The following is a 13,726-nucleotide window of genomic DNA, read 5'->3' as shown; positions in this document are numbered from 1 at the left end:
CGATACGTCGACGCCACAGGAGACAGCACATGACGGGACTGCTTGAAGAGATTCAGGAACTGAAGAAGAAGCGCGACGCCCACGGCGGCAAGTGGGACAACATCAACCCCGAATACGCGGCGCGCATGCGCCGGCAAAACCAGTTTCATACCGGACTGGACATTGCCCGCTACACCGCCGCCATCATGCGCGAAGACATGGCCGCCTACGACGCCGACAGCAGCCTGTACACCCAGTCGCTGGGCTGCTGGCACGGCTTTATCGGCCAGCAGAAGATGATTTCGATCAAGAAGCACTTCAACACCACCAAGCGCAGCTACCTCTACTTGTCCGGCTGGATGGTCGCGGCCATGCGCTCGGAGTTCGGCCCGCTGCCGGACCAGTCGATGCACGAAAAGACTTCGGTGCCCGCCCTGGTCGAAGAGCTCTACACTTTTTTGAAGCAGGCCGACGCCTGGGAGCTCAACCACCTGTTCCGCGAGCTGGACGAAGCCCAGGAAGCCGGCAACGACGTTCAGGCCAAGGCGCTGGTTCGTGAGATCGACGAGCACCAGACCCACATCGTGCCGATCATCGCCGACATCGACGCCGGCTTTGGCAACGCCGAGGCTACCTACCTGCTGGCGAAAAAGTTCATCGAGGCCGGCGCCTGCTGCATCCAGCTGGAAAACCAGGTGTCCGACGAGAAGCAGTGCGGCCACCAGGACGGCAAGGTCACCGTGCCCCACGAAGACTTTATCGCCAAGATCAACGCCGTGCGCTACGCCTTTATCGAGCTCGGCGTTGACGACGGCGTCATCGTCGCCCGCACCGACTCGCTGGGCGCCGGCCTGACCCAGAAAATCGCCGTCACCGAAGAGCCCGGCGATCTGGGCGACCAATACAACAGCTACCTCGACGGCGACGAGATCGCAAGCGCTGCCGATATCGGCAACGGCGACGTGGTCATCAAGCAGGGCGGCAAGCTGGTCAAACCCAAGCGTCTGGCCTCCAACCTTTACCAGTTCAAGCCCGGCACCGGCGAAGACCGCGTGGTGCTCGACTGCATCACCAGCCTGCAAAACGGCGCCGATCTTCTGTGGATCGAAACCGAAAAGCCCCACGTAGGCCAGATCGCCGGCATGGTCAACCGCATCCGCGAGGTCTGCCCGGACGCCAAGCTGGTCTACAACAACTCGCCGTCGTTCAACTGGACGCTCAACTTCCGTCAGCAGGTGTTCGACGCCTGGCAGGCAGAGGGCAAGGACGTCTCGGCCTACGAGCGCGAGGCGCTAATGCAAGAGCAATACGACAACACCGAGCTTGGCCGGCTGGCCGACCAGTGGACCGCCAACTTCCAGCGCGATGCTGCCCGGGAGGCCGGCGTATTCCACCACCTGATCACGCTGCCGACCTACCACACCGCGGCACTCTCCACCGACAACCTGGCCAAGGGCTACTTCGGTGAAGACGGCATGCTGGCCTACGTGGCCGGCGTCCAGCGCGAAGAAATCCGCCAGGGCATCGCCACGGTCAGGCACCAGGACATGGCCGGCTCCAACATCGGCGACGACCACAAGGAGTTCTTCCACGGCGACGCCGCGCTCAAGGCCGGCGGCAAGGACAACACCATGAACCAGTTCGGCTGATCCCCGGCAGGCGCCGCCTGGATCACCCGGCACATCAACTATCAAGACAGCAACCATCAAGGGAGGCGAACGCCTCCCTTTTTTACTGTCTGGAGACCGGCAAGCCGCCCGCCGAGCACGTCGGGCTGTTCATGAACAGCGTTTCGGCCTATGCTGCACGCCGTAAAGACGTCTTGAGCGACGGGCTTTATCCTATTACGCTGCACATAACATACTGACTGGAGAATGTGCCATGAAACGACTACTGCCCGTTGCCGCGATCAGCCTGCTGACCCTTGCCGGCTGCGTTAACACCTCGCCCTACTCCGGCGACGTTTACAGCGGCAACCAGGCGAAAAGCAGCCAGAACGTTACCTACGGCACCATCCAGGCCGTGCGCCCGGTTCAGATTCAGGCGGACAGCCGCACCGGCGGCCTCCTCGGCGGCGGCACCGGCGCGCTGATCGGCGGCGTGCTGGGTAATCAAGTGGGCGGCGGCAGCGGCAAGAAGATTGCCACCGCTGCCGGGGCCATCGGCGGCGCCATGGCGGGCACCAAGGTGGAAGACAGCGCCAACCGCATCAACGGCGTTGAGCTTGAGATCCGCACCGATGCCGGTAACGACGTGGTCGTGGTACAAAAAGCCGACCGTCGGTTTGAGCCCGGACAAAAAGTTCGCCTGATCGGCAGCGGCTCCAACGTCAGCGTCGCGCCTTACTAAGCCGGCTACGCGCCCTCTTGAGGCGCGTACCGTCGCGGTAACGAAAAACACCGGCCAAAAGGCCGGTGTTTTGCATTCGGTCGGGGTCTTTTGCGCCTCAGGGCATCTTCTTGCCCGCCACGCTTGCTACCTTGGCAACGATCAGCGCGATAATGCCAAGCAGGATCACCACCAGCAGCACGTCGATCGGGCGCACCAGCGCCGTTGCCCCTAGCACGGCAATGGCGGCGACCCAGATATAGCGGTTCTTGCCGTGGCTTTTCAGCATCGCGGTGAGCATCTTGTCGATGCCCTGGCTGACGCCGTCGTTCCAGCGCTTGTTGGCAAAATAGAAGATCAAGGCAAAAGCAATGACCCAGATGACAAAGATTGTCATAGACAGACTCCAGGAGGCAGTAGGTCGGACGTCAAAAGCCGAACGTCAACGGGATAAGTGGCGCTAGGGTAGCTTTGCTCTTTGAACGGCGCAATAGCGCCGGGAAATCGCGTCAAGGAAAATCCCCGCGAGCACTGACATCGGGTCCGTTTCCGCGTTACCATCCGCCGACACGTTTCCAATGCATTCACCGAAAGGTTCTTTCATGCAAATTGCGCAAAACTCGGTCGTCGCATTTCACTACACCCTGACCAACGATGCAGGCGAAGTGCTCGACAGCTCCGAAGGCCGCGAGCCGCTTACCTACCTGCACGGCACGGGCAACATCATCCCCGGGCTGGAAAAGCAGCTGGAAGGCGCCTCCCCCGGCGAAAAACTCAACGTCAGCGTAACGCCTGAGGAAGGCTACGGTGAAGTCCAGGAACAGCTGATGCAGGAAGTCCCGCGCGATGCGTTCCAGGGCGTGGAAAACGTTGAGCCGGGCATGCAGTTTCAGGCCCAGACCGAAGGCGGCCCGCTGATGGTCACCGTCAAGAAGGTCGAAGGCGACACGGTCGTGGTAGACGGCAACCACCCGCTGGCCGGCCAGAACCTGACGTTCGACGTTGAAATCTCCGAGGTCCGCGAAGCCAGCGCCGAAGAAATCGAGCACGGCCACGTGCACGGCGAAGGTGAAGGCGAAAGCGAAGGTAACGCCGAGCAATAAACGCCGGCATGGCGGGGCTTTCCCCGCCAGGGACACGACAAAGCGGCCCTTTTGGGCCGCTTTTTTTATCGCCGACTTATGGCTGGCGGCGCTCTACCCGGCGTAGCCAGGTCGCGATGGCAAACGTCACCGCAAACAGCAGCCAGGAGCCAAGGGTGACGCCGGCCCAGCCGTCCCACAGCCAGAACGGTTCCAGCCAGAAACCGCCAAGGCTTGCCCCGGTGTAATAAAACACCAGATACAGCGCCGAGGCGCTGCCCCTTGCCCGCTGGGCGTTGCGCCCCACCCAGGCGGACGCCAGCGAGTGGGTGAGAAAAAAGCCGAAGGCGTTAACGGTCAGCCCCAGAATGACCAGCATCAGCGAATCGGCCCGGGTCACGGCGGTGCCGGCGCACAGCAGGGCAACGCCTGCCATCATGCAGCGCGCCGGAGAAAAGCGCCCCGCCAGCCGGCCGGACAGCATGGAGCCCAGGGTGCCGCTTAGATAAGTCAGGAACAAAAGCCCCAGGCTGCTCGCCGCCAGGCTATACGGCGCCTGGGCGAGCCGGAAAGTGATGTAGCTGTACTGGTTGATAAACACCATGAAGTTGATGCCGCCAAGCACATAGGCCCCCAGCAGCACCGGCGTGCGCAGGTGCTGGTAGAGGTCAACCGCGGCGGTCTTTACGTGAAACGGCTGGGCCACAAACGTCCGGCTTTGCGGCAGCAGGCGCCAGAATACTGCCGTGCCGGCCAGCGTCATGAGGCCCACGACAATGAAGGACGCCGACGCCCCGCCCAGGTCCGACACCAGGCCACCGACTACCCGCCCGCTGATGCCGCCCAGCGAGTTGGCGGCAATATAAAGCCCCACGGCGCCGGCAAGCGCCCGCTTGTCGAACGTATCCGCCATCCAGGCAATGGCCACCGCCGGCAGCCCGCCGAGCACAAACCCCTGCAGCAGACGCAGCGCTAACAGAGCAGAAAAGCTCGGCGCAAAGGCCAGCACAAGGGAGCCGATACCTGCCACCAGCAGGCTGTAGCGCATGATGCCTTCGCGCCCGATGGCGTCCGACAGCGGCCCGAATACGACCAGCGCAAAGGCCAGCGACAGCGTCGCTGCCGACATCACGAAGCTGACCGCAAGCGTGGAGACGCCGTAGGTCCGGTGCAGCTCGGGCAGCAGCGGCTGGGGAACGTACAGGTTGATGAAAACGAGAAACGAGCCGAGGCACAGCGCAAGCGTAGCGCGCCACCAGGCCGGCGTATGGATTTCGATCATAAAGGGCGGCTCGACCCGGCGGTCAAAGCGTCACAGTACACGGCTGAGCTGGGCCATTTGTGGGCCTTCAAGGGTGCGGCGCGACTGCCAGTAGTAGCGCTGCCAGTAGGTATTATCCAGCTCCGATATGATCACGCCCCGGGACGTGGAGGCGTGGAGAAAGTGGCCGTCGCCGACGTAAATGCCCACGTGGCGGCTGCCCGGCGGGCGGAAAAACACCAGGTCGCCGGCGCGCAGGTTGCGACGCTTGATCGCATGCCCCTTGTTCACCAGCCCCCGGGTCGTTCGCGGCAGGGAAATATCGAACGTATCGCGGTAGACGTTCTGCACCAGCGCCGAGCAGTCCACCCCGCTCTGGGTCGTGCCGCCCAGCCGGTAAGGCGTCCCCGACCAGCTGTCGTGCTGCTCCATCAGCGCTCGGCGGATCACCAGCGGCGGCGAGTTCTGCCGCCGCGACAGCGCCCCATCAACCGGCGACATCATCGCCTCACCGTTTTGGGCCATGCTCGGCAGCGACATGGCAAAGTAGTCATCCGGCGGCTCGGTGTCCTGGGCGCTGGGGGTGCCGGCACAGCCGGCCAGCACCAGGGTAAGCGTCAACACGCAGGCGTCACGGGTGCCCCTGAGACAGTGAGATGGCGCGTCAGCCATACGGCAGTCCTCATCCAACGATAGAAAATGCCCGGCGGCAACGGCACGACTTTCCACAGTCACGGGCCGCAGTCTCGGGCAGAAAAGGCTCAGCGGATATTAGTATAAACGAAAGGCCCTTGTATAAGCGATCACTACGAACCGGCTCCCGGCGCTATCAGTGCAGCGTCCGCCGATCCCCCGGAAGCGTATCGATATGCAGCGGGGCAAAGTGGCGCGGCCGGCCGCCGGGGAAGTCCAGGCTGGCCCAGGCGCCTGCCAGCACCGGCGCGCCGCAGCACCAGGCGACGAGAGCATGGCGCAGCCCGGCCAGAAAGCTTTCGCGCTCGCCGGTCTCCCCCATGAAAAAGGAAAACCCGGTGTACAGGCCTTCGGCGTACTCCTGCCAGCCGCCGTAGTGGTTTTCGGCCAGGGCATAGGCGCGCTCGAGAATCCGCGCCAGCTGCGCCGGGTCGAGCCAGCCAAGCTCGCGTCCGGCAATGGCCAGGTCTACCGTCTGGGCAATGTCCCAGGCGGCCATGTCGCATTCGTTGCAGCCGTCCTCGTTGTCGCGCACCCGCTCCAGGCGCAGCCGGTGGTTGCGCTCCTCGACGTCGCTGTCGCCGGTTTGCAAGACGGCAATTTCATCGTCCAGCCGCGCCCGGTTGAGCGTGTACGGCGCATAGTTGATCTGATACTCCTGGCGGTCGCCGGCTTCCAGCATGGTATCGATAAAGCCGCGCAGCTCCTCGGCGTCGTGCAGCTGGTAATGCTCTTCCACCCAGGCGCGGATGGACTCGCGCTCCCGGGGGCTTTCCGGCTCCGGCTGACGCCAGGCGGTGCTGTTCAGCGGCCCCACCAGCGCCATGGCGGTGAAGTGGCGAAGCGAAGGGCGCTCGCCGGGTTCCTGCCAAGCGCCGGGCTGCCAGTCGACCCAGTGGAACACGCTGCCCGGGTCGTTCAGATGCCAGGCGATGTCGTGCTCAAGCCCGGCCTGGTCGGGCTCGGGCAGGCAGCGCTCCCAGGCAAGCCAGGCCTCCAACAGCCGGGTGGGGGTGGCATAAAAATGGCACAGGCAGCTTTTCAGCGACTGCCCCAGCGCCAGCAGCGCCGCCTCGTCGAAGCGCCGGCTGTCCATGGCGGTATGCAGATAAAAGGCAAACTTCTCCGCCATGTGCACGGTAGCCGCGTGGCGGCTGGCCTGGCCCAGCCGGCCGCGCTCGGCAAGCGCCTCCCGGGAGGGTCGACCAAACGGCGTACGCGAAGGCGCATGGAGGCCGTGGGTGGCATCCGCCGCCATCTGGTTGAGATGGTGCGCCTGGGCCGGGAGCCAGTAGCGCCCGAGCGCCTCGGCTCCCTCGTCGGCATAAAGCTCCAGGGCGTCCTCGAGGTAGCGCTCGGCTTCCCGGCGCTGGGGCTCGGGCAGCGGCAGGCCGGGTTCGCGCTGGCGCAGCGTAAGCTCGGGGTCGCGCACGCCGGCTATCGCCTGCAGCCAGTGGGCAAGCGTGGCGCGATAGCTGCGCATGGCCGCGCGCGAGGCCTCCCGGCTGGCGGGCTCCAAAAGTACCGCCAGCGCGCGCTGCCAGGGTAGGCCCGGCGTCTCAAGCGCCGCCGGGGGCTGAATCGCCGGGTCCAGCCCCCGGCAGTCGGCGCCGACAAACAGGCTGAGCCCGCGCAGGTACGCCGCAAGCACCGGCTGCCAGTCGTCATAGCGGGCGTGGAGAAGCTCGGCGGCGTGGCCGGCGAAGTGCTCCGCCTCGGCCTCGGTCAGGTAGCCGCAGCAGGCTCCGGCCCAGGCTAGCTCCGCCAGGCGCAGCCAGTCCCACGCCGCCCATTCAAGGGGCTCGCCCGCGGCCACCCAGTCGGGCAGCAGCACGGCATGGGGCGCGTCTTCCGCCGGCGTTTGCTGCTGCCATTCAAGGCGTTTGGGCACGCTCATGGCCTTGAGCCCGGCGGCATCGATATCCCAGCGCTGGCGCTCGCCCTGGGCGGCAAGCCACAGCATGGCGTCCACCAGCGCCTCTCGGGTATCGATCTGCCATGCCTGGGCCAGCCAGAGGTCAGGGTCGGGCCAGCGGCCCCCGGGCGTGGGGCAGGCAATGCCCAGGTGCCAAAGGTCTTCGCTTGTGGCGGCGGGCAGCGGGCAGGCGCGGTCGCCTGCCGTGCAAAGTTCCAGCTGTTGCCCCCACCAGGCATGTAACGCGTCGAGCAAAAGATTCCCCTATTAAGCACCACGGGCCCGCCAGAGCGGCCGGCACAACGGCGCCTAGTGTAACGGGGCGCGTACGGTAACGGAAAGCGTCATCGGGACCGATGCCGCAAACGCCATCGCCCGGCAGGGCGCCGGGCGATGAACGGGCCTGAGCCCGGTTAAGTAATAAGGTCAGCGGGGCGCTATCGCACCTTGCTCACCACCCACAGCAGGACGGCCGACCCCACCACGGCGGTGACCAGCGAGCCGATGAAGCCGCCGGCGCTCAGCCCCAGCAGGCTGAACAGAAAACCGCCGATGATCGCGCCGACAATGCCCACCCCGATATTACCCAGAATACCGAAGCCGCCGCCGCGCATCAGATTGCCCGCAATCCAGCCGGCAAGACCGCCGATGATCAACCACGCTAGAAAACCCATAACCGTCTCTCCTTGTGTCGTTATCGACAGGGTGCTAGTGAACGCGAAAGGTGAACAATGCATCCCGCTTGTCTTACCATAGCAGACGACTTAAGGTGCCTTGCATGCGCTCACCGATCAATGCCCCGCGTAGTCATACGGGGCTCATGCACGCTATTTCCGCAATTCCTTTTCCCTTGCAGGGCGCTCGGCACCCACTCAACGACGATCACCAGGACGCTTCATGATCCCCGATTCGCTTCAAGAGCGGCTTGACGCCACCGACGACCAGCAGACCCTGACTTGGGAAGGCCGCGAGCTGGTGCTGTTCAATCAGCCCTGGGGGCAGCTGGCCGTAGCGCTGACCGGTGCCCAGGTGGTGCACTTTAAGCCGGCGGGCGATACGCCCTGGCTGTGGCTCACCCCCACGCCGGCGGCGGCGCCGGCCACGCTGCGCGGCGGCATACCGCTGTGCTGGCCGTGGTTCGGCGACGAGCGCTACGCCGACGAAAGCCCCAACCGCCAGGGGCCCTTTCACGGTACGGCGCGGCTCGCCCCCTGGCGTCTGGACGGCGTCGACGAGCACGAGGAAGGCATCGAAGTGCACCTCTCGCCGGAAGAGCGCCTGCACGGCCGGCTGACCGTCCGAGTGGTGATCCAGGCCAACGCGCGGCGCCTGCACGTCGAGCTGATCAGCGAAAACGTCGGCGACGCCCCGGTCAAGACCAGCGCCGCCCTGCACACCTACCTCGCCGTCGACGACGCTTTCGCCTGCCGGCTTGAGGGTCTGGCCGGCGCCCGCTATCTGGACAAGCACCAGGGCTTTGCCGAAGGCGAACAGCAGGGCACCCTGGCCCCGAGCGGCGCCGTTGACCGTATCTACCACAGCAACGCCGCGGTGCGCGTACATGACGGCAGACGCACGCTGCTCGTGGCCAAGGATCAGAGCGACTCCACCGTGGTCTGGCACCCCGGCGAGGCGCCGCCGGATGACACCTCTCCCGCCGCGGCGCGGGGCTTTCTCTGCGTGGAGGCGGCCAACACCCGGCTCGACCCGGTGTGGCTGGTGTCCGGCGCCCAGCACCTGCTGGGGACCACCCTCACCCGCCCGCCGGCGGAGGGCACGGTATGAACCTTTCGCTTCTGATCGATGCGTTTTCCATGGTGTTCAACATCATCGGCATGGTGCTCGGCGTCGGCGGGCTGCTGCTCGCCCAGCGTTCGATCCGGCGCTGGCCGGGCTACAGCATGACCGCGGCGGGCTTTTTGATCGCCACGCTGCCGTTCTGGTACCAGCTCTTTACCACCCTGACGGGCACGGAATAGCGCCCGTGGCCGCCCTACACGACACCCTGGGCCGGGAGCTTGGCAACCTGCTGGAACGCGGCCGCGACCGCCAGCTGCGCCTGGCCGTCACCGGCCTTTCCCAGGCGGGCAAAACGGCCTTTCTGACCTCGCTGGTCAATCAGCTACGCCACGCCGGCGTGGAAGCCCGGCTGGACCTGCTGCCCGCCGCCCGCGACGGCCGCCTGCTGGGCGCCCGGCGCCTTAACCAGCCGGACCTGGGCGTGCCGCGCTTTCCCTACGACCCGGCCATGCAGGCGCTGAGGGAAACGCCGCCGCGCTGGCCCGACCCCACCCGGGGCATCAGCGAGCTGCGCCTTGAGCTGCGCTACCGCCCGGCACGCGCCGGCTGGCTGCGCGGGGCCGCCTCGCACCTGACGCTGGATCTTTTCGACTACCCCGGCGAATGGCTGCTGGATCTGCCGCTGCTGGACCAGGACTACTACCAGTGGTGCCGCACCCGCCCCTTTGATCAGGGCGAGCAGCGCCGGGAGGTGTTTGCCGAATGGCTTGCCGCCGCCGAGCAGCTCGACCCCGCCGCCGAGGCCGACGAAGCGGTGCTCGCCGAGCTGGCCGAAGCCTACGCCAAGGGGCTTAAGCGCGCCAAGCAGCTGGGCTTTTCGCAGCTGCAGCCGGGGCGGTTTCTGCTCCCCGGGGAGCTCGACGGCGCGCCGGTGCTGCAGTTCTTCCCCCTGCCCCACCTCGAGCAGCCCCGGGACGAGCTCGACGCCCTGCCCGACACCAGCGTTTACGCGACCCTTGCCGCGCGCTTTCGCTACTACCAGAAACAGGTGGTGCAGCCCTTCTACCGCGAGCACTTTCGCCGCTTTGACCGCCAGATCGTGCTGGTGGACGTGCTCGGCGCCCTGAACGCCGGGCCGGAGCGCTTCGAAGACCTGTCTCGGGCGCTTGGCGAGCTCATGCAAAGCTTCAGCTACGGCAAGCGCAGCCTGCTGCGCCGGCTGTTTACCCCGCGTATCGACCGGCTCGCCATCGCCGCAACCAAGGCCGACCACGTCACGCCCGACCAGCACGACAACCTGGTGACGCTGCTCAACACCCTGCTCAAGGAGCCGCTCAAGGACCTGCGCTTTGCCGACGTGCCGGTCAAGGCGCTGTCGCTGGCCGCCATCCGCGCGACTCAGCCGCGCGAGGTCAACCAGGGCAAAACGCGCCTGCCGGCGCTGCGCGGCACCACGCTTGAAGGAGAGGACGTGCTGGTGTATCCCGGCGACGTGCCCGCCGCGCTTCCCGACGCCGCCTTCTGGCAGCGCCAGGGCTTTGACTTTCCGCGCTTCCGCCCGATGCCCGAGGTGTCCGGTGCGCTGCCGCATATCCGCATGGATGCCGCCATCGACTGGCTGATCGGAGACAAGCTGACATGACCTCGCCCAGACCGCGCCGGCACTTCCACCTCGACGGCGAAACCGTTGCCACCGCGCAAGCCCACCGCGACGATACCCTGCGCGGCACCTACCGCTTTGACGACACCGCCCGGGAGCAGCCTCTCAAGGACGACGCGGCCAGCCGCGACGCTCTGCCCGAACAAAGCCTGGGGACGCCGCGCAAGCGCCGCTGGGGGCTTTTGTTCACCCTGGCCGGCTGCGCCGCGCTGGGCACCGCCGAGTTTGTCACCGGGCTGCCCGACGCCCTCACCGGCGCCCGCTGGCTGGACGCCGCCTGGCGGCTTTTCGGCATCGGCGTCATCGGCGTTGGCAGCGCGGCCATGCTGCGCGAGCTTTTCCGCCTGCGCCGGCTCAAGCGCCACGACAAGCTGCGCGCCGCCCTTGCCGCGCTGCCTGGCCGCTCGCCGCGCCAGGCCCGCAGCCTTGCCGACCGGCTGCAGACCCAGCTTAAGCTCAGCGACGACGATCCGCACTGGGCGACTTTCACCGCGGCCCGGGAGCCCCACCACAGCGGCGAGGAAACGCTTGCGCTGCTCGACCACCACCTGCTTGCCCCCCGCGACCGCGAGGCCCGCCGGCTCATTTCGCGCATGTGCGGGGAAACCGCCGTCATGGTGGCCGTGAGCCCCCTGACGCTTGTTGATATGGCGCTGGTCGCCTGGCGCAACCTGGCCATGGTCGACCGCCTGTGCCGGCTTTACGGCCTGGAGCTTGGCTACGCCAGCCGCCTGCGGCTGTTCAAGACCGTGCTTTCCAACATGGCCTTTGCCGGCGCCAGCGAGCTTGCCACCGACGCCGGCATGGATATGCTCTCCCTCGACGTCACCGGCCGGCTCTCGAGCCGGGCCGGCCAGGGGCTCGCCGTGGGGCTATTGAGCGCCAGGCTCGGGCTGCGCACCCTGCGCCTGTGCCGGCCGCTGGCCTTCGCCCCGGGGCAGCAGCCTACCCTTGGCGACCTGCGCCGGGACTTGTGGCTCCAGCTGCGCCGGCTCGATAAAAGCCCCGGCGCGGACGATAACGCGACCCCGCCCTGAGCAAAACCGCCGCGCGATTGGCGCCATCGCCCCGAATCCGTATAGTGGCAGCCTACCCTCGCCAACCGATTGAGCCTCATGTTGCAGAACAACTCCATGCTTGCCCAGCTCAAGCAGCAGATTCGTGACACCACGCCGCGCGTTGAAGGTGTCATCAAAGGCACCGACCGCGGCTTCGGCTTTCTGGAAACCGACGACGGTGAATCCTATTTCGTCCCGCCGCCCGCCATGAAGCAGGCGATTCACGGCGACCGCATCGAGGCCGTGATTCATGAAAACGGCGACAAGGTCTCCGTCGCGCCGGAAACGCTCATCGAACAAGGGCTCGACCGCTTCGTCGCCCGGGTGCAAAAGCGCGAAGGCCGCCTGGCCGTGGTACCCGACCACCCGTCGATCCGCAACGTGATCAAGGCACGCATCAAGCGCGGCCTGGACGAAGACAGCATCGCCGACGGCGACTGGGTGGTCGCCCGGCTGGTGCGCCACCCGATGAAAAAGGACGACCGCAGCTTTTTCGCCCAGATCGACGAGCTGGTCGCCAAGAGCGACAACCCGGCCGTGCCCTGGCGCGTCACGCTTGCCCGCCACGCGCTGGAGCAGGAATGCCCCGACGCCGGCAGCGAGTGGCCGCTGCACGAAGAAGGCCTGGAGCGCGAAGACATCACCGCCATGCCCTTCTTCACCATCGACAGCGCCTCCACCCGGGACATGGACGACGCCCTGCACGTCACCGAGCGCGAAGACGGCGGCTGGCGCATGAGCGTGGCCATTGCCGACCCCACGGCCTACGTCGACGAAGAGCACGCCGCCGACAAGGAAGCCCGGGTGCGCGCCTTTACCGTTTACCTCCCGGGGCAGAACGTGACCATGCTGCCCGAGCAGCTGGCCGACGATCTGTGCTCGCTGCTTGAGGGGCAAGCCCGCCCGGTGCTCGCCTGCACGCTGGACGTCAACGCCGACGGCAGCCTGGGCGACTACCGCTTCTTCGCCGCCAACGCCATGTCCCACGCCAGGCTTTCCTACGACAACGTCTCCAACTGGATCGACGGCGAAGGCGACTGGGCGCCCGCTGATGACATCGCCCCGCAGCTCACCGCCCTGCGCGAGCTGACCGAGGCACGCACGCGCTGGCGCGAAGAGCACGCCCTAGTGTTCAGCGGAAGCCCGGACTACGAGTTCGAGCTGGACGAAGCCGGCAACGTGCTGGGGATTCACGTCGAAGAGCGGCGCATCGCCAACCGCATGATCGAAGAGTCGATGATCGCGGCCAACGCCTGCTGCGCCGACTATCTCGCTACCCACGTCGGCCACGGCATTTTCAACGTCCACCGCGCCTTCGAGCCGGAAAAGGCCGAAGACGCCCAGGCGTTTCTCGCCGAGCAGGACATCAACGTCGACACCGAGGCCCTGCTTGAGCTGCCGCGCTACAAGGAGCTCAAGCGCGAGCTGGAAGGCCGCGAAGACGCCTGGCTCGACGTGCGCCTGCGCCGCTTCCAGGGCTTTACCCGGATGTCCGCCCTGCCCGGCCCGCACTTCGGCCTGGGGCTTGCCGCCTACGCCACCTGGACCTCGCCGATTCGTAAGTACGGCGACATGGTCAATCACCGCCTGATCAAGCACGTGCTCAAGGGCGAACAGGCGCCGGCCGAGGCAAGCGAAGCGCTCACCGATCAGCTCACCGAGCGCCGCCGGCTCAACCGCATGGCCGAGCGCGACGTCAAGGACTGGCTCTACGTGCGCTACCTGACCCCGGACGCCGAGGCCCAGACGACCTTCGACGCCGAGATCATCGCCGTGAACCGCGGCGGCATGCGCGTACGCCTGACCGACAACGGCGCCACCGCCTTTGTCCCCGCGCCGCTGATGCACAGCGACCGGCGCAAGGTGGTCATCGACGACAAGGAAGGCCGCATCCAGATCGAAGACGTCGAGCGCTACAAGCTTGGCGACAGCGTGCGCGTGGACCTGGTCGAAGCCCGGGAAGAAACCCGCTCGCTAGTGGCGCGCCCGGCGGAGTAAACCGCCGCGCGG

The 13,726-nt window shown here is 66.4% G+C and carries 13 protein-coding genes; 8 read left to right on the top strand and 5 right to left on the bottom strand.

Going from position 1 to position 13,726, the window contains the following annotated elements:
- Positions 1 to 29 precede the first annotated feature (29 nt).
- On the top strand, positions 30 to 1,628 hold the full coding sequence (locus RS027_RS03800) for an isocitrate lyase (RefSeq protein WP_311954433.1): 1,599 nt from the start codon (positions 30 to 32) through the stop codon (positions 1,626 to 1,628).
- A 232-nt stretch (positions 1,629 to 1,860) separates the two neighbouring features.
- Positions 1,861 to 2,328 (top strand): outer membrane lipoprotein, encoded by a 468-nt coding sequence (locus RS027_RS03795; RefSeq protein ID WP_311954429.1) that lies wholly within the window; start codon positions 1,861 to 1,863, stop codon positions 2,326 to 2,328.
- Positions 2,329 to 2,425: 97 nt separating this feature from the next.
- Here the strand turns inward: RS027_RS03795 and RS027_RS03790 are convergent, their stop codons facing one another.
- Entirely contained in the window at positions 2,426 to 2,710 is a 285-nt protein-coding gene (locus tag RS027_RS03790) for a DUF3566 domain-containing protein (RefSeq protein WP_311954646.1), read from the bottom strand.
- 199 nt (positions 2,711 to 2,909) lie between these two features.
- On the opposite strand from RS027_RS03790, the gene RS027_RS03785 reads away from it, so the two are divergent.
- Positions 2,910 to 3,410, top strand: coding sequence for an FKBP-type peptidyl-prolyl cis-trans isomerase (locus RS027_RS03785; RefSeq protein ID WP_311954426.1), 501 nt, complete (start codon positions 2,910 to 2,912; stop codon positions 3,408 to 3,410).
- A gap of 76 nt (positions 3,411 to 3,486) precedes the next feature.
- On the opposite strand, the gene RS027_RS03780 is transcribed toward RS027_RS03785, so the two are convergent.
- The 4 genes from RS027_RS03780 to RS027_RS03765 all read right to left on the bottom strand — a co-directional run bounded on the left by RS027_RS03780 (position 3,487) and on the right by RS027_RS03765 (position 7,932).
- Positions 3,487 to 4,671 (bottom strand): MFS transporter, encoded by a 1,185-nt coding sequence (locus tag RS027_RS03780; RefSeq protein ID WP_311954423.1) that lies wholly within the window; start codon positions 4,669 to 4,671, stop codon positions 3,487 to 3,489.
- Positions 4,672 to 4,701: 30 nt separating this feature from the next.
- Positions 4,702 to 5,322, bottom strand: a complete 621-nt coding sequence (locus RS027_RS03775) for an NlpC/P60 family protein (RefSeq protein ID WP_311954420.1) — start codon at positions 5,320 to 5,322, stop codon at positions 4,702 to 4,704.
- Between the two features lie 157 nt (positions 5,323 to 5,479).
- Positions 5,480 to 7,513: a DUF1266 domain-containing protein gene (locus RS027_RS03770; protein WP_311954416.1), complete on the bottom strand. Its 2,034-nt coding sequence runs from the start codon at positions 7,511 to 7,513 to the stop codon at positions 5,480 to 5,482.
- 182 nt (positions 7,514 to 7,695) lie between these two features.
- The gene (locus tag RS027_RS03765) at positions 7,696 to 7,932 is read right to left on the bottom strand and encodes a GlsB/YeaQ/YmgE family stress response membrane protein (protein WP_311954413.1); all 237 of its coding nucleotides are present in this window, start codon (positions 7,930 to 7,932) and stop codon (positions 7,696 to 7,698) included.
- Between the two features lie 223 nt (positions 7,933 to 8,155).
- On the opposite strand from RS027_RS03765, the gene RS027_RS03760 reads away from it, so the two are divergent.
- From RS027_RS03760 to RS027_RS03740, 5 genes are all read left to right on the top strand, one after another.
- Positions 8,156 to 9,043 (top strand): aldose epimerase family protein, encoded by an 888-nt coding sequence (locus RS027_RS03760; protein ID WP_311954408.1) that lies wholly within the window; start codon positions 8,156 to 8,158, stop codon positions 9,041 to 9,043.
- Positions 9,040 to 9,237 carry a hypothetical protein gene (locus tag RS027_RS03755; protein ID WP_311954405.1) on the top strand — a complete coding sequence of 66 codons (198 nt, stop codon included), beginning with the start codon at positions 9,040 to 9,042 and terminating at the stop codon, positions 9,235 to 9,237. Before RS027_RS03760 ends, RS027_RS03755 begins: the two co-directional genes overlap by 4 nt.
- Positions 9,238 to 9,242: 5 nt before the next feature.
- On the top strand, positions 9,243 to 10,640 hold the full coding sequence (locus tag RS027_RS03750) for a YcjX family GTP-binding protein (protein WP_311954402.1): 1,398 nt from the start codon (positions 9,243 to 9,245) through the stop codon (positions 10,638 to 10,640).
- A complete protein-coding gene (locus RS027_RS03745) occupies positions 10,637 to 11,695 on the top strand; it encodes a TIGR01620 family protein (protein ID WP_311954398.1) in 1,059 nt (352 codons plus the stop codon). Before RS027_RS03750 ends, RS027_RS03745 begins: the two co-directional genes overlap by 4 nt.
- Positions 11,696 to 11,773: 78 nt before the next feature.
- Positions 11,774 to 13,714 (top strand): exoribonuclease II, encoded by a 1,941-nt coding sequence (locus RS027_RS03740; protein WP_311954395.1) that lies wholly within the window; start codon positions 11,774 to 11,776, stop codon positions 13,712 to 13,714.
- Positions 13,715 to 13,726 lie beyond the last annotated feature (12 nt).

It is taken from the genome of Halomonas garicola (assembly GCF_031935715.1).
GTDB classification, from domain to species: Bacteria; Pseudomonadota; Gammaproteobacteria; order Pseudomonadales; family Halomonadaceae; genus Vreelandella; species Vreelandella garicola.
Note: the sequence above shows the minus strand (reverse complement) of the source record. Positions and strands in the feature narration are given on the sequence as shown.